Source organism: Desulfosarcina variabilis str. Montpellier (assembly GCF_048565275.1).
Taxonomy (GTDB): Bacteria; Desulfobacterota; Desulfobacteria; order Desulfobacterales; family Desulfosarcinaceae; genus Desulfosarcina; species Desulfosarcina variabilis.
Genome location: NZ_CP159846.1, coordinates 2,855,627 through 2,877,077, shown reverse-complemented (window position 1 = coordinate 2,877,077; position 21,451 = coordinate 2,855,627). Strand labels below are relative to the sequence as shown.

The 21,451-nt window shown below is 54.2% G+C and carries 18 protein-coding genes and 1 pseudogene; all 19 read right to left on the bottom strand.

Features of this window, described 5'->3' with window-relative positions; all coding sequences use genetic code 11:
- Positions 1-79: 79 nt before the first annotated feature.
- Positions 80-1,612 carry a sodium:solute symporter family protein gene (locus Dvar_RS12880; protein ID WP_419662107.1) on the bottom strand — a complete coding sequence of 511 codons (1,533 nt, stop codon included), beginning with the start codon at positions 1,610-1,612 and terminating at the stop codon, positions 80-82.
- A gap of 29 nt (positions 1,613-1,641) precedes the next feature.
- Positions 1,642-1,905, bottom strand: a complete 264-nt coding sequence (locus Dvar_RS12875; protein ID WP_419662106.1) for a DUF997 domain-containing protein — start codon at positions 1,903-1,905, stop codon at positions 1,642-1,644.
- A 239-nt stretch (positions 1,906-2,144) separates the two neighbouring features.
- Positions 2,145-2,363: pseudogene (locus Dvar_RS12870) on the bottom strand (hypothetical protein); the annotation flags it as partial.
- A gap of 39 nt (positions 2,364-2,402) precedes the next feature.
- Entirely contained in the window at positions 2,403-2,780 is a 378-nt protein-coding gene (locus Dvar_RS12865) for a type II toxin-antitoxin system VapC family toxin (protein WP_419662105.1), read from the bottom strand.
- Entirely contained in the window at positions 2,777-3,016 is a 240-nt protein-coding gene (locus tag Dvar_RS12860) for a type II toxin-antitoxin system Phd/YefM family antitoxin (protein WP_419662104.1), read from the bottom strand. The genes Dvar_RS12865 and Dvar_RS12860 overlap by 4 nt, the downstream gene beginning before the upstream one ends.
- 206 nt (positions 3,017-3,222) lie before the next feature.
- Positions 3,223-4,569, bottom strand: coding sequence for a sigma-54-dependent transcriptional regulator (locus tag Dvar_RS12855; protein WP_419662103.1), 1,347 nt, complete (start codon positions 4,567-4,569; stop codon positions 3,223-3,225).
- 1 nt (position 4,570) lies between these two features.
- Complete coding sequence (locus Dvar_RS12850) at positions 4,571-6,115, bottom strand: ATP-binding protein (RefSeq protein ID WP_419662102.1); 1,545 nt, start codon at positions 6,113-6,115, stop codon at positions 4,571-4,573.
- A gap of 291 nt (positions 6,116-6,406) precedes the next feature.
- On the bottom strand, positions 6,407-7,696 hold the full coding sequence (locus Dvar_RS12845) for an acetyl-CoA C-acetyltransferase (RefSeq protein WP_419662101.1): 1,290 nt from the start codon (positions 7,694-7,696) through the stop codon (positions 6,407-6,409).
- 324 nt (positions 7,697-8,020) lie between these two features.
- A complete protein-coding gene (locus tag Dvar_RS12840; RefSeq protein ID WP_419657052.1) occupies positions 8,021-8,989 on the bottom strand; it encodes an electron transfer flavoprotein subunit alpha/FixB family protein in 969 nt (322 codons plus the stop codon).
- Complete coding sequence (locus Dvar_RS12835) at positions 8,989-9,777, bottom strand: electron transfer flavoprotein subunit beta/FixA family protein (protein WP_419657053.1); 789 nt, start codon at positions 9,775-9,777, stop codon at positions 8,989-8,991. Before Dvar_RS12835 ends, Dvar_RS12840 begins: the two co-directional genes overlap by 1 nt.
- A gap of 228 nt (positions 9,778-10,005) precedes the next feature.
- Positions 10,006-12,081: a (Fe-S)-binding protein gene (locus tag Dvar_RS12830; RefSeq protein ID WP_419662100.1), complete on the bottom strand. Its 2,076-nt coding sequence runs from the start codon at positions 12,079-12,081 to the stop codon at positions 10,006-10,008.
- Positions 12,082-12,396: 315 nt separating this feature from the next.
- Positions 12,397-14,130 carry an acyl-CoA carboxylase subunit beta gene (locus Dvar_RS12825; RefSeq protein ID WP_419662099.1) on the bottom strand — a complete coding sequence of 578 codons (1,734 nt, stop codon included), beginning with the start codon at positions 14,128-14,130 and terminating at the stop codon, positions 12,397-12,399.
- A gap of 210 nt (positions 14,131-14,340) precedes the next feature.
- On the bottom strand, positions 14,341-15,504 hold the full coding sequence (acd, locus tag Dvar_RS12820; RefSeq protein ID WP_419662098.1) for a glutaryl-CoA dehydrogenase Acd: 1,164 nt from the start codon (positions 15,502-15,504) through the stop codon (positions 14,341-14,343).
- Positions 15,505-15,549: 45 nt separating this feature from the next.
- Positions 15,550-15,981, bottom strand: a complete 432-nt coding sequence (locus Dvar_RS12815; RefSeq protein WP_419662097.1) for a Zn-ribbon domain-containing OB-fold protein — start codon at positions 15,979-15,981, stop codon at positions 15,550-15,552.
- A 13-nt stretch (positions 15,982-15,994) separates the two neighbouring features.
- Positions 15,995-17,164, bottom strand: a complete 1,170-nt coding sequence (locus Dvar_RS12810; protein WP_419662096.1) for a thiolase C-terminal domain-containing protein — start codon at positions 17,162-17,164, stop codon at positions 15,995-15,997.
- A gap of 221 nt (positions 17,165-17,385) precedes the next feature.
- Positions 17,386-18,135 carry an SDR family NAD(P)-dependent oxidoreductase gene (locus Dvar_RS12805; RefSeq protein WP_419662095.1) on the bottom strand — a complete coding sequence of 250 codons (750 nt, stop codon included), beginning with the start codon at positions 18,133-18,135 and terminating at the stop codon, positions 17,386-17,388.
- 43 nt (positions 18,136-18,178) lie between these two features.
- Positions 18,179-19,312, bottom strand: coding sequence for a 6-oxocyclohex-1-ene-1-carbonyl-CoA hydratase (gene oah / locus Dvar_RS12800; protein WP_419662094.1), 1,134 nt, complete (start codon positions 19,310-19,312; stop codon positions 18,179-18,181).
- A 73-nt stretch (positions 19,313-19,385) separates the two neighbouring features.
- Entirely contained in the window at positions 19,386-20,459 is a 1,074-nt protein-coding gene (gene had, locus Dvar_RS12795) for a 6-hydroxycyclohex-1-ene-1-carbonyl-CoA dehydrogenase (RefSeq protein ID WP_419662093.1), read from the bottom strand.
- A 50-nt stretch (positions 20,460-20,509) separates the two neighbouring features.
- Positions 20,510-21,280, bottom strand: coding sequence for an enoyl-CoA hydratase/isomerase family protein (locus Dvar_RS12790; RefSeq protein WP_419662092.1), 771 nt, complete (start codon positions 21,278-21,280; stop codon positions 20,510-20,512).
- Between the last annotated feature and the right edge of the window lie 171 nt (positions 21,281-21,451).

Here is a 21,451-nt window from a genome sequence, read left to right as displayed (position 1 = left end):
TCTAAATTGAGCGATTAGCCGTTCGCTGTTAGCAATTAGCGGCATCATTCCAAAGGCTAACCGCTGACATTGAGAATAACTAAGCTTTCACCAATTCCTGATCGATGGTTTCACCGGCATTACCGTTGAGTGAGGGATGAAAAAACAGGTCCAGACTTTTCTCCTCAACTTTGCCCGGTTTGGTAACGAGGCAGACGACGAAGAACACCACGCCGGTAGCAAGAAAAGCGGCCAGAAAACCATTGAGCTGGAAAAGATTGGCCTGGGGGAACAGCACCATGTTCTTGCCGCCCCAGAAAAAGAATACCAGGTTCAGCCCCAAACCGACGATGGTGCTGGCCATGGCACCGGCGGCGGTGGCACGTTTCCAGAAGTAGGCGCCCCACAGGGGGAATATGGTGACGGCCACGGTGCCGAAGGCAAGCACGGACAACTCCGCCACCGGGGTATTCGGATTCCAGGCGAGGACCACGCAGATGGCCATGATTACGGCCACCGACCAGCGCGCCGCACTGACCAGTCCTTTTTGATCCGTATTGGGGGCGACCAGCTTGAGCAGATCATTGGCCAGGTTGGTGGCATTGCCGAAGACCAGGCCGTTGACCGTTGACATGGCCGCCGTGAACCCACCGGCCACCGCCAGGGCGGCCAGCCAGTCGGGAAGGATGCGGGAGGCCACGATGCCATAAACCTTGTCCGCATCCACGCCTTTCAGCCCGGGAACGATCACGGTGGAGGCGATGCCCACCAGGGTCGGCATGGTGATGATGATCAGACAGATCCCGCCGAAGCTCAGCACCATGGCCTTGAAGCCCTTGGCAGTGCGGCTGGAATAGGCGTGCATGTAAGGTTGGGGAAAGCAAACGCAGCCCAGGCACATGGCCGCAGCAAACCCGAACACCATGGGATAGCTCCACAGTTTGCCTCCTTTGGCCCCCAGTTCAAACAGATGCGGATGGGCCTCAAAGACCATTTCCATGGTGGGCACGAAGCCGCCGTTTTTGGCCATGACGGCAAAGAAGAGCACAAACACCATGATCGAGAAAAAGACTCCCTGCACCGTATTGACCCAGGCGGCACCCTTCATTCCGCCCATGATCAGGTATAAGGAGATGAAGACAGGCACGAAAAACATGCCCACATGATAGGGGATGGCCTTATTGCTGATGGCTTCGACCATAACACCGATGCCCTGCACCTGGGCCACCAGGTAAGGGATGGAGGCCAGCAGTACGACGATGGGAATCACGGCGCGCATGCCGTTGCCATACCGTTCACCAAAGGGCATGCCCATGGACATCCAGCCTCTGGCCCGGCCCAGGATAAACGTTTTGCGATGCATGTAGTACCACAGCGCCCCCAGCGGAACGAGGTTCACGGAGAGAACAAACAGGGAACCAAAACCGGTGCGGTAGCCCAGGCTGGACATACCGAACATGGAAAACGCACTTAAAAAAGAAGCCAGCAAGCTAAAAATCAAAACAAAGTAGCCCAGACTGGAACCGGCCACGAAATAGTCGTCCGGGGTGCGGGTGTATCCCTGACGAAAGGCCAGGTAGCCAACAAAAACCGAAACTAAGCAGATTGCAGTAATTACGCTGATGGCAAACATATATCACTCCTTAAAGGTTGAGATGCGGTTTATTGAATGTCCGATTTGATGCTTTGGACGATGTCGGGCAGTTGATCGTCGTCCAGGGACAACTTGCTCCCAAACAGGTAAACCAACTCGATCATAAACATGACCGCACCGATCGCCAGGGCGGCGACCGCCCAGCTGGGCATTCCTAAAATCAAGGTCGGCGCACCGTAGGCGCCATAACCGATGGGGCACCAACACAGCAATGTAAACACCGCGAATACCACCAGAAAAACAGCCTGTTTCAAACTCGTTCCGTTTTCCATTGGTCCTCCTTCTCCATTTTGATTGTAAATCATCTCCAGTGAGCCTATTCCGGTACCGTGGGGCATTGATGCAATACACCACTGCAAATGAAATGCCTTCTAATAATGAATTTTATTTATCGGTTAGATTTTTCTTAATTCACTGTAATCTATTGTATTTTTTAGATTGGTAATGTGTGGGGAAAATGGACGGCAGGCAAGGCGGGCTGAAAGAAACTTTCAGGGCTAGAAAAGAATTTTCAACGGACGTTGCCGGGGAATTGGTGCTGCATGAGCATGTCCATGGCCCCGTCCTGGAGCTTAAACGGCTTGTTCATGGACTGACTGATGATCTTGAGAAAATGGCGGGGCAGGTCAGGAATAACCTCAAGACGCTCACAAAACGGATGAACGTGCAGGTTCACCACGTTGAGCCTGAAATACAGATCCTTACGAAACTTGCCCTCCTGAACCATACCATTTAGATTTCAGTGGGTCGCGGCCCGGATGGGCACGGATCAGATTTCAATAATGGGGACCCTGTAGTTCTTGAACTGAGCATCATGGGTGACCACGCAAAGCCCTTCAAACTTGGCCTGGGCAATGATCATGCGATCGAAAGGGTCCCGGTGGTGCATGGGAAGATCACCAACGGCCCAAGCATGACTGGCCGTTATCGCTAAGAATTCGAAATTTTGATTTTTCAGCACCTGAAAAAAATCTGGTGGAATTTCCAATTTCCCAAGCGCCTGTTTAATTCGAATTTCCCAGATCACCACGGAACTCAGGATAATCAGGTTGTCGGGATCGCAGATCGCACTTCGTCCTGTTCCGGACAGTGCCTGATTGTCATCCAGCCACCACAGGAGGACATGCGTGTCGAGCAAAAGATTCATTTGCTATCCATCCCGAATACCTCCCTTATATCCTCAGGCAGTTCATTGAAATCATCTGAAATTTTTATTTTACCTTTCAACGCTCCGGGTTGCCTTGGAATCGTACTGTTTTCATATTTGACAAGCCGGGCGACAGGCTTTCCCGCCTTGCCAATAATGACCTCTTCACCGGCCATCACTTTTTCGACCAGTGCGGATAATTGTGCTTTAGCCTCTGATATATTGGCGATTTGCATGGTAATACCCCTTCCCTTTCTTAAAGACTACATATAGTCTGACCAGACCAGACCATATTGTCAAGGGCTTAATTCTTGGAATTGAATAATCCTGTCATTGTGCAGGATCCGGGTAAAGACGATGAGGTATCGATTCGTATAAGAGCCTGTTTGAGAAGTCTGGCACGAATCTTAAGCATCAGCCAATGACGTGTTTGTTCACGACGTTACGGCTCGTCCGGATCGATACCAAACTTGCGGATCTTGCTGCGCAGCGTTGGCAGGGAGATGCCCAGCAGCCGGGCCGCCTGGGTGCGGTTCCAGCCGACGGCTTTGAGCACCCTTTCGATATGCTGCTGCTCGATGTTCTCCAGGTTGGATGCCGGATCGGGCGTTTGTGTGCTGTCGCGATGGAGGGATAACACCTGTTGAATGTCTTCCTTTAGGATAACATTGCTGGGTGAGCGAACCGCCGCAGCGGTGATTATATTTTTCAGCTCACGGACGTTGCCGGGAAAGTGGTGCTGCATGAGCATGTCCATGGCCCCGTCCTGAAGCTGAAACGGCTTATGCATGGACTGGCTGATGATTTTGAGAAAATGGTGGGCCAGGTCAGGAATGTCCTCCAGACGCTCGCAAAGTGGAGGGACATTCAGGGTAACCACATTGAGCCGGAAATACAAATCCTTGCGAAACTTCCCGTCCTGGACCATGGCATTCAAATCCCGATGGGTCGCGGCCAAAATGCGGCATTGCGATCGCTGGGGGTATTGTCCGCCCACCCGCAGGTACTCACGCCGTTCGAGAAACCCCAGCAGCTTGCCCTGAATCCCCAAGGAGAGTTCGCCGATCTCATCCAAAAAAAGGGTGCCCTTGCCGGCCAGCTCGATTTGTCCCGGCTTGGTTTGATCGGCGCCGGTAAACGCCCCTTTTTCGTGCCCGAAAAGTTCGCTTTCAAGCAGAGTTTCCACCACAGCGGAACAATCCAGGGTAATGAAGGGCGCGTTGCTGTTCTTGCTGTTTTTATGGATTACCCGGGCGATCAGCTCTTTACCGGTGCCGGTTTCTCCCAGGATCAGGGCCGTGGCATCGTTGCGGCAGAGCATACCGATGGTTTTAAAGACATCCAAAATCGGCTTGCTTTTGCCGATAATGACATCTTCCTCCACAGCATCCGTCTGGTCGCCCGATACCGTGACCTCACGTTCCGCCTGAACGGCGCGCACCGCCTTTTCGATGGTGGTTTCCACCTCATCGGCGTCCAGGGGTTTGTGGATATAGTCAAAGGCGCCGTTTTTCATGGAGGTAATGGCCGTTTCCATGTCGTGGAAAGCGGTAATCATAATGACTTTGGGCGGTTTGGGCGATCGGTTGAGCCAGGACAGGACATCAAACCCCGTACTGTCCGGCAGCCGGATATCGAGCACCACCACATCGGGTTCAAACCGTTTGAAAAGCGATTTTCCCGCTTTGGCGGTAGCTGCGGTGCGGACCGTGTAGCCCCCCTCGCTGAGAAACATTTCCAGCGACTCAAGAATGGAAACTTCATCATCAATAATCAGCACCTTGGGCATATCAATCCCCCCCCACCGGTATCATCAGGACGAACATGGCCCCGCCCGCTTTGGCGTTGCCGATTTCCAGCCACCCGCCGTGATCCCTGACCACGCGCTCCGTATTGGTCAGTCCCAGCCCGGTGCCACGGGTTTTGGTGGTAAAAAACGGCTTTTGGATTTCCTTCACCAGTTCCGGTGGGATGCCCGCCCCTTCGTCTTGAATGCGAATGGCAGCATACCGCTGATCATTGCGCCAGGCAATACCAATGGAAATATGGATCGTGCCGGACGCTGGCGATGCGTCGATGGCGTTGAGCAACAGGTTCATGATGGCCTGCTGGAACTTTTCCGTATCCAGCGGAACCTCCGGCATGGCCGGCGCCAGGTTGAATTTTACCGTTATGGATTTTTCCTTGAATTTCTCATCCAGCAATTCAGCGCAATGACAAATGCGCACATACACATCGGCAGGCTGAAATTTAAGATTAAGGGGCTTGGCGAAATCGAGCAATTCCTGAAGAATACGTTCCAACCGCTTGACTTCCTGAACAGAGATGTCGATGCGACGCTCATCATTGCCTTTGAACATCGCATTTTTCTTGATCACCTGCAGGTTCAGCTTGATGGCCGACAACGGGTTGCGCACCTCGTGGGACAAGGATGTGGTAATCTGCCCGATGGTCGCCATGCGTTCGGCCTCGCGGAATTTTTTCTCCATTCTCACCCGCTCGGTGATGTCCCGGCAGATCGCAATGGTTGACAAATGGTTGTCGTATTGGGTGACTCTGGCAAGGATTTCTGTCGGATAGGTTTTCCCGTCAATGGTCAGGCGCATGTATTCAAACGCCTTGGGCGCGACATTTTTGCCGATGATCATGCCCCGATTGTACACGGAAATAATTTTGTCACGGCTTTCCGGTGCCACGAAATCGTAGAACTTGGCACCCATCACCGCATCCATGGACCAGCCGTGGATCCTGGCAAAAGCCGGATTGGCGAACACAATTTTCTCCCCCCGAACCACAACATACCCGTCGTTGATCTCCTCGACCAGGGTTTTGTATTTCAGTTCGGACTCGGCCAATTCGGCCGTTCGCCGCTTGACTTCCCGTTTGAGTTGCAGGTTGTGTTCACGGATCAATTTTTCATGGACAGTCTGGAAATAATCGCTGAACTGATGGATGGTATAGGCCAGGCAGCGGTTGACCCGAACCGTGGCTTCGAGGAATTGATCCAGGGGAAAGGATTGGTAAAACATCGGGATAACGATCTCGCGAAAGAGTTCGAAAGCCATCTGAACATGGGAAAGGGAAAACCCTGCGTCCAGTCTCAATCGGGTGATCTTATCGATGAAATCGTCAATATAAGAATAATCGCCATAAAGCAAAACCCCGCAGTTACCATCATAGGCATCCGTAACCGTCTCAATGAGTTCCTCCAATGGACGTGCGGCGTATTTTAATCCGGTTTGTGACTGCAGTCGCCGGACCCACTCGTCGATAATGCCTTGTCGATGGTTGTTAAAGAACGCTTCCATCTCCTTAGATTGTGTGTTCTGATCCATAGACGGCACCTTGGCTTTTCAATCGTTAGGCTTTTTTGCCTGCAGCCTTAGTTTAAATCATGCCTACCCTTTCATATTCAGTCAACATTCAGGGAGAAAAACAATGCTTCCATTAAGAGAACCCCGAGGTGGTCGGTCTGGTTCGTGGTCGCGTTGGATCGAATGGCCCGACCGGAAGGGATGCCCAAATGCAAGCCGGCGGAGGTTTTTGCCTAATGCGCCAAGGCCCCCCGCCGGGTTTTCATTCATCGATAAACGATGTATTTACAAAAGTTATCGGTGATCAAGCAATCAGGGGCGCTCGAGAACCATGGCCATTCCTTGTCCGCCACCGATACACAAGGTAGCCAGCCCCAGCTTAACATCCAATTTCTTCATCTGCATGGCCAGACCATAGGTGATACGGGCGCCGGTACAACCAATGGGATGTCCGATGGAGATACCGCTGCCGTTATGATTACATTTCTCAAAGTCGAGGCCCAGTTCACGCATACAGGCAATCGCTTGGCAGGCAAAAGCTTCGTTCAATTCGGTATACCCGATATCGGCCATGGAAAGCCCCAGCCGGTTCATCACCTTGCGGGTCGCCGGAATCGGTCCGAGTCCCATATACGCCGGATCGACGCCACCGGAAGCAAACCCCTTGATTTTGGCCAACGGCTCGAGCCCCAACTCGGCAGCTTTTTCCGCCGACATGATGACCACCGCGGCGGCACCGTCGTTGATCCCCGATGCATTGCCCGCTGTCACGGTACCCTGTTTGTCGAACACCGGTCTTAGTTTGCCCAGTTTCTCCATGGAGGTTTCCATGGGGCGCTCGTCAACATCGAATGCCTTGGGATCGCCTTTACGCTGAGGAATCATGACCGGCACGATTTCTTGTTTGGCGGTGCCATTTTCATTGGCCGCCATCGCGCGCTGATGGCTGGCCAGGCTGATCTGATCCTGCTCTTCACGGCTAATATCGTAGCGCTTGGCAATGTTTTCAGCGGTCATGCCCATGTGATATTGGTTGAAAATCTCATACAAGCCATCGTGGACCATGACGTCGATGGTCTGCCCAAAGGGCATGTTCATCCGGCCGCCCCACCGGTTATCCGGGATGGCGTAGGGCACGTTGCTCATGTTTTCCATTCCACCGGCAACCACGATGTCGGCATCACCGGTCATGATGGACTGCGCGCCAATCACAATGGCTTTCATTCCAGAAGCGCACACTTTGTTGACGGTGATGGCATTGGTTTCCTCAGGCAGTCCGGCGTAAATGGTTGCCTGACGGCCCGGGTTCTGTCCCTGGGCGGTCTGCAGAACGTTTCCCATGATGCATTCGTCAAAATAAACGGGCGTCAGGGAATCCTCATAGTCATAGTATTTTTGGTTGATTTCGGTGCGATCATAATCACCAAAGGTATCGGGTCGACACTTTTTGACATCATCGCTGATGGTCGGACGCAAACCAGCCCTTTTGATCGCCTCTTTTATTACCAGCGCGCCCATGTCCACGCATCGGGTGCCTTTTAAAGATCCACCAAAATTTCCGACCGCTGTGCGGGCGCCACTGACAATAACGACATCCTTCATGTTAACCTCCTGTTAAAATACTGATAAATTTTCTGCCCGCCGACTAGCGCCATTTCCAAATAACCAGGTAGCGGTAGGCCAACCGTTTTGTAGCATCTTAAGGCCGGTTTGAAAACTCTGGATTACCCCGATCAACGGGCGGGTAACAACTTGATTGCCACACGAAAAATCGCGGGCAATGTTGACCCATTGATAAGATTCCCAATCCTTAAAGATGGAAGATGCCAGAGCCGACGTCTTGCGGCTACCGTAAGCGCGTTTGATATTGCCGGCTCTGGTGTCCTCCTGCGGGGTATTTTAGGTATTTCAGGTAATTCAGGTATTTTACAGATCGCCTATCGCTTCAGTCAGCTCAGGCAGAAATTCGAGGATGTCGGCCTCGATACCGATGTCGGCCACCTGGAAGATCGGGGCCTTGACGTTCTTGTTGATGGCCACGATAAACGGGGAACCCTTGATCCCGCCCATGTGCTGGAAGCTGCCGGAGATACCGCAGGCCATGTACACCTTGGGTTTGACCGTCTGGCCACTGGTTCCCACCTGACGGGATTTTTCCAGCCACTTGGCATCCACGATGGGACGCGAGCAGGAGACCACCGCGCCCATGGCATCGGCCAGTTCCTGGGCGATCTCGATATTCTCTTCGTCCTCGATACCGCGGCCAACGGAGACCAGAACATCCTCTTTGGTGATGTCCACATCGCCCACTTCGGCTTCGACCACTTCCAGGAACTTGCGGCCACAGGACAGATCGCCGATGTCACCGGATTTGTCTTCCACGGTGCCGCCGGCCGATTTACTCTCGTCCGGCGCAAAAGACCCCGGGCGGATGTTGACCACCGCACCAGATGAGATATCGCAGCGCACATGCGTGCTCACCATGCCCGAGTATTCCTGACGGATCACCTTCAGGGCATCGCCTTCCACGCCTTCGATATCCACCACGTCGGCCACAAAGGTCGAGTCCAGCTTGATCGACAGGCCCGGGGCCAGGTCCATACCAAAGGTGTCGTGGGGCACCAGCACGATGGCATCCGCGGGCAGCACACCCACCAGCAGTTTTCTGACCACTTCCGCATTGGGATAGGCCAGGGCGTCGCTTCCGAATTTCAAGACTTTGGGATACGTGGCCGCCACTGCATCGGCCACCTGGTCCAACTCGGCGCCCGATCCGGTCACGATGGCCGTTACCGCAGCACCGGCATCGATCTTCTGGGCCGCAACGATCAGTTCCAGGGCCGAATCATCGGCCACACCATTATGATGGGTAATATATGCGTAAATGTCAGCCATTATTTCAGTCCTCCTTTGGCCTTCAGGTGTTCGATCAGTTTGGCGATGATCTCTTCCGTGCTGCCTTCAAGCATCTCGGCGCCCTCGCCCAGTTCAGGCACGAAGTAATCCAGGCGTTTCACTTTGGCACCGGCTTCGCCGACAGCGGAGGCATCCACGCCCAGGTCACCGGCACCCAACTCGGGAATATCCACAGAGGCCACCTTGCGGATACCGCGGATACCCACGTAGCGCGGCTCGTTGATTCCGGTCTGGATCGACAGGACACAAGGCAGGGAAATTTCGTTCATCTCCTGGTTACCGCCTTCGATCTCACGGCCCACCTTGAGTTTGTCGCCGTCCACCTCGACCTTGTTGACCAGTGAGGCATAGGGGTAGTCCAGCATGGCCGCCAGCATACCGCCCACCTGGCCCGCGCCGTCATCGGCCTGGGCACCGGTCAGGATCAGGTCGTATTTGCCCTTTTCCACCGCGGCCTTGAGCAGGGTAGCAATGCCCTTGCCGTCCGAGCCTTCAAAGGCATCGTCGGTCAACAGAATCCCGTTGTCCGCGCCCATGGCCATCTCACGGCGCAGCACTTCTTCGGACTCGTCATCGCCCACCGTCACGACCGTTACGCTGCCGCCCACATTATCGCGGATCTGAATCGCTTCTTCCACCGCGTAGTTGTCCCATTCGTTGACCGAATAGACCAGATCGTCGCGCTCGATGTCGCTACCGTCGCCGTTTACCTCGATCTCGTTCTCGGCCGTATCGGGTACCCGTTTGACGCATACTAAAATTTCCATAGTTCCTCCGGTTAGTTTTACTTGTGAGTCTTTATCGAAACTGGTTCAAAATAAAACCCCAAATCCCAAGCACCAAGTTCCAAATAAATCCCAAATCTCAATATTCAAATCTCAAACAAGGCATAACCGGGTTTGGGATTTGACATTTGGTCATTGGGATTTATTTGGGATTTGTCATTTGATTATTGGGATTTTTTATCCATTAATGCGTTCATTTTCAAACCAGAATTATGCCAGGTGCCTGGCAATCAGCTCCGACAGGTCAATCGCCTCCATCTCCCCTTCCAGACCGGCCACCTTGATGGCATCTTCCATGTTGACCAAACAGAACGGACAGGCCGTGACGATCACGTTGGCACCGGCTTCTTTGGCCATCTCAACCCGCAGCACGCCCATGCGCTGTTCCTCTTCCGGTTCGTAGAAGAGCATCAGCCCGCCGCCGCCGCAGCAAAAACTGCGATCCCGGCTACGTTCCATCTCCACCCGCTTCAGGCCGGCAATGGCGTCCAGCGCAGAACGCGGATCATCGTACACCTCGTTGTGCCGGCCCAGGTAGCACGGGTCGTGGTAGGTATACACCTTGTCGCTGTCCCCATTGACACCGGTCAGCTGCAGGGCACCGCTTTTCACGTTGCGCGCGATAAACTGGCTGATGTGCTCCACCGGCGGCAGATCCTTGTATTCGTTCTTAAGCACGTTATAGGCATGCGGGTCGGCGGTGATGATGTGTTTCACACCGCTATCCATGATCGCGTCGGTGTTCATCTCTTTCATGGTCTGAAAGAGCATCTCCTCACCAAACCGGCGGATCTCGTTGCCCGCGTCCTTCTCCTTCTTGCCCAGGATACCGAAATCAGAACCGGCAGCCGACAGGATCGTCGCTGTGGCCCGACCCAGATCCTGCATACGGTCATCGTAGCTGGTGATACTGTCCACAAAGTACAGAGCCTCGGCCGATTCCTTGCCCTTGGACAGGTCTTTGACCTTGACGGTCTCGGGCAGGTCCTTGGTCCAGTCCGCGCGTTTCTTCTCCATCTTGCCCCAGGGATTGCCACGTTTTTCCAGGGCCTTGAGCGGTTTCTGCAGGCTCTGGGGAACCAAGCCCTCGTCCACCATGCCGCGGCGCAGGTCCACGATCTTGTCGATATACTCGATGCCAATGGGACATTCCTGCTCACAGGCACCACAGGTCGTACATGACCAGATCTCGTCCTCCTCAAAAATTGTGCCGATCAGGTCCTTACTTTTCTTGAACTTGGCACCGTACGGGTAGATCGGGTAGTTCTCGAACACCTGGTTGCGGCCCTTGATGGAGATGAACCGTGGTGACAGGGGGCGGCCCACGGCATTGGCCGGACAGTTATCCGAGCAGCGACCACAGTCCGCGCAGGAGTAGAAATCCAGGATGTGTTTCCAGGTAAAATCCTCCAGTTTCTTCACGCCAAAGGATTCCAGGTCGTCCAGCTGCTCGTCGCTGATCCCGTGCTGCACCGGCTTGATGTTGCCCTTATCGATGCGCATGAAAAACACGTTGAAGATCGAGGTGATCACGTGAAAGTGTTTGCCCAGGGGCAAAAAGCACAGGAAGAAAAAGAAGGTCAGGTCATGAATGTAGTAGGCGATCACGTGGATGGCTTGCAATGCCGAAGTGGACGCCGATGAAAGGGCCATCTTGAACAGCCAGCCCAGGCTTAAAGGGGCCAGGAACGCTACATGCAGGCCGGCCTGGGCGTTGGCCGCCACATGGCTGGCCTCGAACAGGCTCTCGGAAATCATCAGGGTCGAAATCAGACCCAGCACAAACAGGGCCTCAGCCGTGTGATCCTTGCCGTACTTGGCCGGCACCTTGTATCGTTCGGGCTTGACCACCGCTCGCCGCCAGGCTGCAATACCACATGCGATCAGCACCGCAGTGGCCGCGTAGTCCTTAAGGAAATTGTAGATATCCCCCACAAACCCGCCAAAACCAGGCATCACGAAGTCAGGGTCGATGCCGATGATTACCAGTGAGCAGGACCGGATACTCAAAATCAAGAAACCGGCGAAGATGATAATGTGCACCACCCCCGCCTGCTTGTAACGCGGCTGACGATACTGGCCCAGCCAGATCTTAAAAACGTTGGCAAGGCGCTGCGGAATGCGGTCGAACCGCAGATCCGGCGCCGCTTTGACAAGCGGGGCCGTTCGCAGGGCCATGATGTAGGTGAATGCGGCGACGCCGAGGATCGGAATCAATACTGAGAAAATAACCGTCGGAATCCCAAATATAGTGTAACTTGCCGGAGCAATAAGTGTCGTTTCCATCAGATCATCTCTACTCCCTATCGATGGTTGAATGAAGGCGCCGAGTCTGGCGTTAAGTCAGGGACTCGGGCCATCAAGCGGTAAATACTACGCTGTCCAGGTCAATCAAAAAAAAAGGCGGATCGCCTTCAAACAAAAGTTGGAGGTGCCACTTGGCAGACAGGTGGTGCTGAAGGGAGGAACCACCATGATTTGGCGTCTCTTGATTGAAGGCGATCCACAGCATTAGCGTTGCGCTCCGGAAAGAGACACAATCGCATGATTACTCGATGATATCCACACGGTCGGTTGACCGTTCGAACCAAATGCACTAGTCTACCCCTTGATGCTTCTGGGCAGCAACATCTGGTGTTGCGGACAAATCGATTTGGGATTCTGATAAACACAGCCGGCAAAAGCCATCAGATATTTGCGCAGCTCATTAAGTTGCACGACTTCGTCGATCAGCCCTTTCTGGGCACAATAGATCGGCCTTGAATTGTCGTGGTACTCCTGAGCCATCTTGTTCATGTTGTCGATAACCGGCTGCAGTGAACGACCAGCATCTTTCTCCTTGACCAGACGCCGTGAGTAACTGGCCGCAGCGGCTGTCTCACCGTGCATCACGTAGATCTCGGTGGTGGAGATACCCAGGGTAAAGGCATTGTGCCGGTTGGCCGTGGGACCGCCCATGACATAATGGGCCGCCGCCGTCCCTTTGCGCAGTACCACCAGCATCTGGGGGACATCGGTGCTCTGAATCGAGTAGATCAGACTCTGCCCCAAGCCCAGCAGTTCGGCCTTTTCAGCAATATCTCCCACATCAATGCCGCTGGTGTCCTGGAACCAGATGATCGGCACCCGGTCACGACCGCAAAGGGTAACGAACTCGTTCATTTTGATCAGGCCCTGGCGATACAGTTTGCCGCCGATCCCCGGATAGTCGGCGTATTCGGGATAGCCTTCTCCCAGCCAGCCCTGGCGGTTACCGATGCAGCCCACCAGAAAACCACCCATCTTGACCAGGCCGGTGTAGATTTCAGGGCCGTAATCGGGACGGAATTCCATGTGCTCGCTGCCATCCACCAGGCGCGCCAGGATTTCATCAAAGCTGTACATCTGCTTCTGATTGAAAGGCACCAGGCGATACAGATCATCGGCCTTGAAGGCCGGATCCTTGGGCTGGGCCACCTGAAAATACTTCGGGTGATAGGCCGGCACATCGCGCATGTACTCTTTAAGGCCGTCCAGAACACCGGTTTCTTCCTCGTACTTGTATCGGAAAAATCCGGTTTCATCATAGTGAATGTCCACTGATCCGGGCGGTTTGGCCTTATACTGCTTGGCGCTTGCGATCAGCGCCTCGGCACCTTCCTCGTCAAAAAAGCCCTTGGGGGACATACCGCTGAGGATGCCGCCGCCGCCAACGGCGATGTTGCAGTTCTTGTGGGCGAACAGGATCGTGGGGCTGATGCCCTGGTAACCGCCGCCGGCCGGGTTGGTGCCGTAAATGCCGGCCAAAATCGGTATACCCATCTGATTCAGTTCGGCGTGTCGGAAAAAGGCGGTACCGGAACCGCGCCGGTTGGCATAGAATTTCTCCTGCTCGGGCAGTTTGACGCCGCTGCAGTTGACCAGCCACACCAGGGGCACATTCAGGCGTTTGGACAGGTTGGTGACGCGCAGGATGTTATCCGGCTGGCCGGCCACCCAGGCACCGGCCAGCACCTTGTTGTCGAAACCGATGACAATACACCATTTACCGGAAATTTTGGCCATCCCATCAAAAACATTGGTGTGGCCTTCGGCGTTGCCCTCGGGATTGTACAGGGTGTGCAGCGGGCACCAGGTTCCCGGATCGATCAAGTAATTGATACGCTGCCAGACCGTCATCTGGCCGCGGGCATTGATCTTCTCTTCAGGAAACCCTGAAGCCTTAATCTTTTTAACGGTTTCCCGGACCTCGGCCTCAACGGCCTTGATCTGATCGACATTCTGCTCGCTACTTTTTATCTGGCCTTCGTTCAACTCCCGGCCGAATGAGTTCATCTTCTCAAAATAGGGTCTCATGGGAATTCCTTGGTAGTCATGAATATATGTGTAAAAACAGGTGGCGCCCGGTCAGGTTCCCGAGCGCACAAATCACTTCAAATGGTATTTTCAAACTGCCTTCGGTTTCTATGGCAGGGGCGAATGACCGGCCGGGTGAGCGGAGCATACTCACCGGGCAATTGACTTCGCCCCGGCCACGAAACCGTTTCTACCATTGGGAAACCACGCTTACCGGTTGGCCTTGCGATAGCCCAGTTGATCCAGGGCAATGATCCATTTGCAGATGTTGGCCGAACCTTCTACCATGTAGTAGGTGGGGGTATCCCGATAAATCCGTGCGATCGGATATTCGGTGGAGTAACCGTAGGCGCCCAGGATACGCATGGCGTAGTTGGCGCACTTGTTGACCGTTTCACCGGCGAAGTATTTGGCCTTGGCCACATCTAGACCGTTTTGGAGCTTGCCGTTGTCTTTTTCCAGCGCGGCGCGGTAGACCAAGTAGCGGGCGCAATCGATCTCGGTGGCCATCTGGGCGATCATGTCCTGGTTCATCTGGAACTGCCCGATTTTCTTACCAAACTGCTTACGATCGTTACAGTATTTGGTGACCTCGTCCAAGCAGGCCTGGGCCACGCCCACGGCACCGGCAGCTGCTGACAGGCGGGTCTGGTTCAGGGAACCGAAAACGATCCCTGCACCGTCGCCCGGTTTGCCCAGGATATTCTCCTTGGGCACCTTGGTGCCATCCAAAAACACCTCACCCGTGGGTGAGCTCCAGGACCCCAGTTTATCCAAGGCGGTGGTTTTTACACCGTTGAAGTTTTTGGGCTCGATCACGAAAGCGGACAGTCCTTTGGAGCCGGCTTCGATATCGGTATAGGCATAGTAAATCAAGACGTCGGCCACCTGGGCATTGGAGATCCAGGTTTTGTTGCCGTTGAGCAGCCAGTGATCGCCCTTGTCTTCCGCCGTGCTGGCCATGGCCATGACGTCGGAGCCGGCATCCGGCTCGGTGATCCCGAATCCGCCGATCAGCTCGCCGGCACACAGGCCTTCGATGTATTTTTTCTTCACTTCCTCGGTACCATACCGGAGAATCGTGAAGGCACACCCCAATACCTGCATGTTGACCTGCACGCGCAGGGAGCTGCAAACTCTGGCCAGTTCTTCGGTCACGATCATGGCGGCGAGAAAGCCCATGTCTTCCCCGCCGTATTCCTCGGGGATCACGGTACCCCAGAATCCCAGCTCACCCATGGGTTTCATGACTTCTTCGTACGGAAAGTAATGGTTCTTGTCCCACTCTTCCACATTGGGCGCGATCTGTTTTTTGCAGAAATCGCGGACGGCCTTTTGCAGCATCTGATGTTCTTTGGAAAGTTTGAAATCCATTTAGCTTTTACTCCTTTATCAAGACAACGACCGGTTAGCCGTCATTTATGCTTTTTTAAAAACGTAGTTGATCTGACCATCAGCAAGTTTGTTGGCCACAGTGGTCATTTCCATACCGACTTCCACGTCGGCAGGCCCCAAACTGCTGTCAAGACGACCGAACACCTGATAATCACCGTAGTCCAAGAGCGCGATGCTGTACGGCAGGTCGCCGTCAAAGCCTACCGGAGCGTACTTCAGCTGGCTATAAGAGACCAGTTTGCCGGTTCCGCTCACCTCACGCCACTCCATATCGCTGGACAGACAGCCCTCGCAATCGGCCCGCGGGGGGAAGAAATCAGCGCCGCATTTTTTGCAGTGCGTGTACATGACCTTGCCGTCTTCCAGGTAATCGATAAAATCGTTGACCCGCGTCGTTTTCGTAAAGCTGACCGTGCCAAATTTTGCGAAGCGGACATCTTCTGGTTTTTTGCCCATTTTATCCTCCAGTTTACTCGTTGCCAAAAATGGTCACGTTGCCATAGATGCCCACGCCACCAATGTTATGTACCAGCCCGATCGACGGATCCTTGACCTGCATATCACCGGCTTCACCGCGCAGTTGCAGGACGATCGTACGCACCTGGCTGCCACCGGTGGCCCCGATGGGATGGCCCTTGGAAAGCAGTCCGCCGTCTACGTTGACAGGGATGCTGCCTTCTTTGTAGGTCTCCTTGCTCTGGATCAGTTCCTTGGCACCGCCCGGCTCGGCAAATCCCAGGGCCTCGTAAGCGAGCATTTCAGCAATCGTAAAACAATCGTGAACTTCAGCCACATCGATATCCTTGGGACCGAGGCCAGCCATCTTGTAAGCCTGGTCGGCTGCCTGCTTGGCCGCTTTGAGCCCGTGCAGCATGTCTCGGCCGGTCAGGTTGACGCTGGCGCTGGCTGCCCCCACGCCCAGGACCCAGACCGGTTTTTTGCTGAATAGTTTGGCTTTTTCTTCATTGGCCACGATCATGCATGAGGTACCATCGGCGTTTGCACAACAATCCCCGACGCGCAAAGGGGAGGAAACCGGACTGGCCATCATGTTCTCCGGATCGGAAAACATATCCAGGGTCACGGGTTTACGGTAAACGGCGCGGTCATTGATCTGCCCATAGGTAGCGGCCTTGACGCGCACGGCGGCCAGATCTTCCGGTTTGGTGCCGTATTTGGCCATGTGGGCCTGGGCGTGCATGGCGTAGTAGGCCGGCATCATGGTACCGAAGGGACTTTCCCACTGAATATCCGCACCGCGTCCCATACGCTCCTGTGACTCGGCCGAGGAAATTTCGGACATCTTCTGCAGCCCGATCACAGCAACACAGTCGTGGACACCCGAGGCCACCATGCTGTAGGCCAGCTTGAGTCCCGTGCTGGAGGATGAGCAGAGTGATTCAACATAAAAGGTCGGTTGCGGATTAAGTCCTAAATATTCAGCAATCACCGCCGAGGGTGAACGCTGCTTGTCATATTCCGGCGCTGAACAGAACACCGAGGCATCAATATCCTTGGCGGTAATCCCCGCATCGGTGATTGCTTCCTTGAATCCCTCGAACGCCAGTTCACGGATCGATCCTGGGTATTTGCGGACAAACTTGCTTTGCCCCACACCAATAATAGCTACTTTTCCCATCGGAAATTCCTTTTTCCTAGTTTAGATGGTTGGCGAACGGATCACGTCAACCGTATCGGCGTCCGTTCATAACCGGTGGAATCGTTTGCGGATGAATGCGCTGCCCGTCGAGTCCTGTGGGGGGTTGATCATGGATGACCATGATCAACCCCCCTTTAAGAACGAATAAATCGGCAACGGCCCCGAAACAATATGTTGCGACACACAGTGGATAGTGCTCGCTAAATATATTGGCCGCCGTCGACTTTGACACATTCTCCAGTAACGTGTTTGGCCTTGTCAGAAGCGAAAAACGCGATGACATTGGCCAAATCCTCGGGCTGACCGACCCGCTTCAATACGATTTCGGCCATGGCCATATCGATGATTTTGTCCCGGGCTTCGTTTTGTTTGAGCATGGCGGTTTCGATGAGCCCCGGCGCCACAGCGTTGACCGTTACGCCAAAGCCACCCAGCTCCTTGGCCACAGCCTTAGTGTAGCCGATGATGCCGGCCTTGGAGGCCGAGTAGTTGGTCTGCCCGAACTTGCCGCGCATCCCGTTGATGGAGGTCACGTTGATGATCCGTCCGTACTTCTGATCCTTGAACAGGGGCGCCACGTGGCGGGTGAAGTTGAAGTACCCTTTCAGGTTGACTTCAAGAACACGATCCCACTGCTCTTCGGTCATTTTCCAGCATACGCCGTCCCAGTTCATGCCGGCATTGTTGACCAGAATATCGATTCTGCCAAAAGCCTCCAGAGCAGCCTTGACCGTGGCTTCGGCCTCTTTGAAGGAGGCAATATCGCATTTTACGGCCAGTGCCTTGCGGCCCATGCCCTCGATCTGTTTGGCGATTTCCTCGGCCTCTTCCTTATGGCTACGGTAGGTCAGGCAGACATTGGCGCCCTCTTCGGCCAGCATCAGGGATGCTGCGGTACCAATGCCCTGGGATCCTCCGGTAACGATTGCATTTTTTCCTTCCAGCAACATAGATCTCTCTCTTTCTAATATGTTGAAAGTAATCGGGGTTGATTTATCCTTTGGGTTTTCCCAGAACCGCAGCCATCAGGGCGTCGTCCAGGGTTTCGCCGGCAGCCAGGCGGCGGCGGTACTCGAGGAAATCGATGGTGTCCGTACCGGTGATCTTCTTGGTGTTGAAAGCGCCAAAGCCCAGGAATGCCTCGCCGGACATGTTGGCGGCCAGCCAGTGGCGGTTGATCACCTTGGCCTGATCCCAGAAAAACTTCTTCTTCAGGCGGACGCCCTCGACGCTCTTGATCAGGCAGCCGGGGAACAGGTTGGCGTATGTCCACAAAATCTTGTTGACCTCTTTATCCAGCAGTTCGAAATCGGTTTTCGCCGTCTTCACATAGGCACGTGCCTCTTTGGCGGCATCGCCGCTTTTGTATTCGCCGTAAACGAGATCGCCGTCGGCCACATAGGAATCGGTGATTACGGTGGGGTTGCGAACCCATTTGTCACCGTCTTTGATGACCGGCACACACTTGGAGATCAGGCCCAGGCGATACATCTTATAGGCACTCCACATCTCGCAGGAGACGCAGTTCCACATGGCCAGCTCCATGGGCAGCATCCAGGGCAAAAAGTCGGAACTGCCGCCGTCCGGGGCGCTGCCGTGCTTGGGGCCAGCCTGACCGTAAATCGCCAAGTCGCTGGAGATGGCGATGTCGCAGGCCATGCCGATTTCCTGACCACCGGCCACGCGCATGCCGTTGACCCGGCAGATGGTGGGTTTCTTGCAGAACAGAATGGTGTCAACCATGGCGTTGAACAGGTCCATGTAGAGGCCATACTCGTTGGGCCGCTTGGAATAATATTCTGAATACTCCTTGGTGTTGCCGCCGGTACAGAAGGCCTTGTCGCCCATGGCGGTGAACACGCAGGCCACAACGGAGGTGTCGGCGGATGCCCGGTGGAAACCGGCGATGACGCCCTTGACCATCTCGGTGGTGTAAGAGTTGTACTGTTTGGGGTTGTTCAGGGTCACCCAGGCCGAATAAACCCCGTCCACCGGTTTACCCTGAGGATCGAGAATCGGTTTCTTTTCATAGATCACACCCGGAGCCTCAGTACCAAAGGTATTTTCACTCCACAGGTGATGGTCTTTGAGTCCGTCTTCTCTGGGCATCCAACTTAAATCACTCATTTTTTTCTCCTTCCAGGGGTCGCCGGCATTTCGCCGGCGACGACATTTTTTTCTTCATTATCGATCTTACGGTCTAGGGGACCATAATGGGACGCTGGTTGTACTTGCGATTGTGGGCGTTCTCGAACACCTCATTAATGGAATCCAGCGGGAACGTTTTGACGAACGGCTTGAGCGGCATTTTGCCGTCCAGGATCAAGTCCACAACCGGGCGATAGTATTCAGGTATGCATCCCCAGTTGCCTCTGGCCGTCGCGTTAAAGGCCATCAGGTTGGACAGCCGAATTTCAACAGTATCCAAGGTAAATCCGACCACGGACAGATGGGAACCGAAGGTCATCAGACCATATGCCGTTTTCTGGCCGGCGGCCGTACCCGATGTTTCGAATATTTTCAGGTGGGTACGTGAGCGGCCGGTTTCTTTGGCCACCCCATACACCTGCTTGCGCAGATCTTTGAAGGGAACTTCTTTTACATTAAAGGTTGCGTCCAGATAAGGTGCGAGATTATTCAGTTTTTCCTGATCCACATCGATTGCCACGACAGTTGCACCAAAGCTTTTGGCCAGCAGCGCGCCGAATCCACCAACGCCGCCGACGCCGATGAATACGGCCATGTCTTCTTCGGCCAGTTTGGCTTCAACGATCGCCTGGTAAGGTGTGGTGATGGCATCGGCCACCACGGACAGCTCTTCCAGAGTGATGTCGGTTTTGCTGACCGGTTTCATGTTCTCGTCAATAGCGACTTTGCACAGTTGTTTGGCGGGAACCAGAATGTGGGAGGCAAAACCGCCCTGAATATCATTGCCGGGCATCTTCTGCTTCATGCAGATATTGCCGCGTCCTTCTTTACAATCCGCACATTCCCCGCAAGGCATGACCGCCGGTATCACAGCGGCGCAGCCTTTCCAGTCTTCGGCGCCCTCTCCGACCGCTTCGACGATGCCGCTGATTTCGTGCCCGAGGGTAATCGGCATTTCGGATTTCATCGGGACATTGTCATAGAAAAACCCTAAGTCCGTGTGGCATACGCCGCAACCGGCGACTTTGATAACGACCTCTCCCGCTCCGGGTTCGGGAATGGGGCTTTCTGTGCGTACGAGTGGTTTGTTGCGTTCGACCATTTGCCATGAAATCATCGTTGACATAATGCTGCTCCTTCTCACGCTAGGTTAGTATGATATAATAGGATAAGAAATTATTGATTCTTCCATTCAGCACGCCGTTTTTCCTCAAAGCTCTTGATTCCCTCGAGGGTATCCGCGGTTTTCATCAGCTTGTTGAGGAACAGATCACCGACACTATCCATGGCACTATTGATGTCCATGCCCACATGCATGGTGACGGCCTGCTTGTTGAGCCGAATGATCAGCGGGCTGCAGTGCTGAAATTCTTTGATCAATTTGGCCAGGCTGTCTTCGAAGCCTTCGGCCTCAAAAAGGTCGGCAATGAGACCCATGTCATACATGGCCTGGGCACTGTAGCGCCGGCCGGTGGTGCAAATCTCGATGGCTTTGGATGGTCCCACAAGATGGGGCAGACGAACGGCGGCATAAGGAGGCAGGAATCCCAGCTTGATTTCAGGCTGGCCGAAAACACTGGCTTTGGAGGCCACAACCAGATCACAGGCAATGGCAACTTCCATTCCACCGCCCAGGCAGGCGCCGTTGACGGCTGCAACGGAAGGAACCGGCAGGGCGTGGATCCCTTTGAGCAGCGCATCGAAAACGCGGATCATGTCCGGTGCCAGTTCGGGTTTGTGATCGGAAACTTCCACGCCGGCGCACCAGCTGGCGCCCACGGCACCGATGACCACGCACTTGAGATCCGCATTATCGGCCAGTTCGGCCAACATGGCCGTGAGTTCCTCCATCATTTCGATGTTGAAAACATTATGTTTGGGACGGTTCAGGTTAATGCGGGCAACGCCCTTGTCGATCGTCAGTTCATGAAATTTTAAATCCGTCATAGATCCTCCCCCTCCTATTTGGATAATGGTTGCCGTTGATCGTCTGACAGCGGCTATCGGTTATCGGATAACTTGCAGCAAGTTTCCGTTGATTTACATTGCGTATCGACCCCACACCGTTTCCGTATCCACATTTTCCCAATAGTAATAGGCCGTTGTATTCAGGACAGG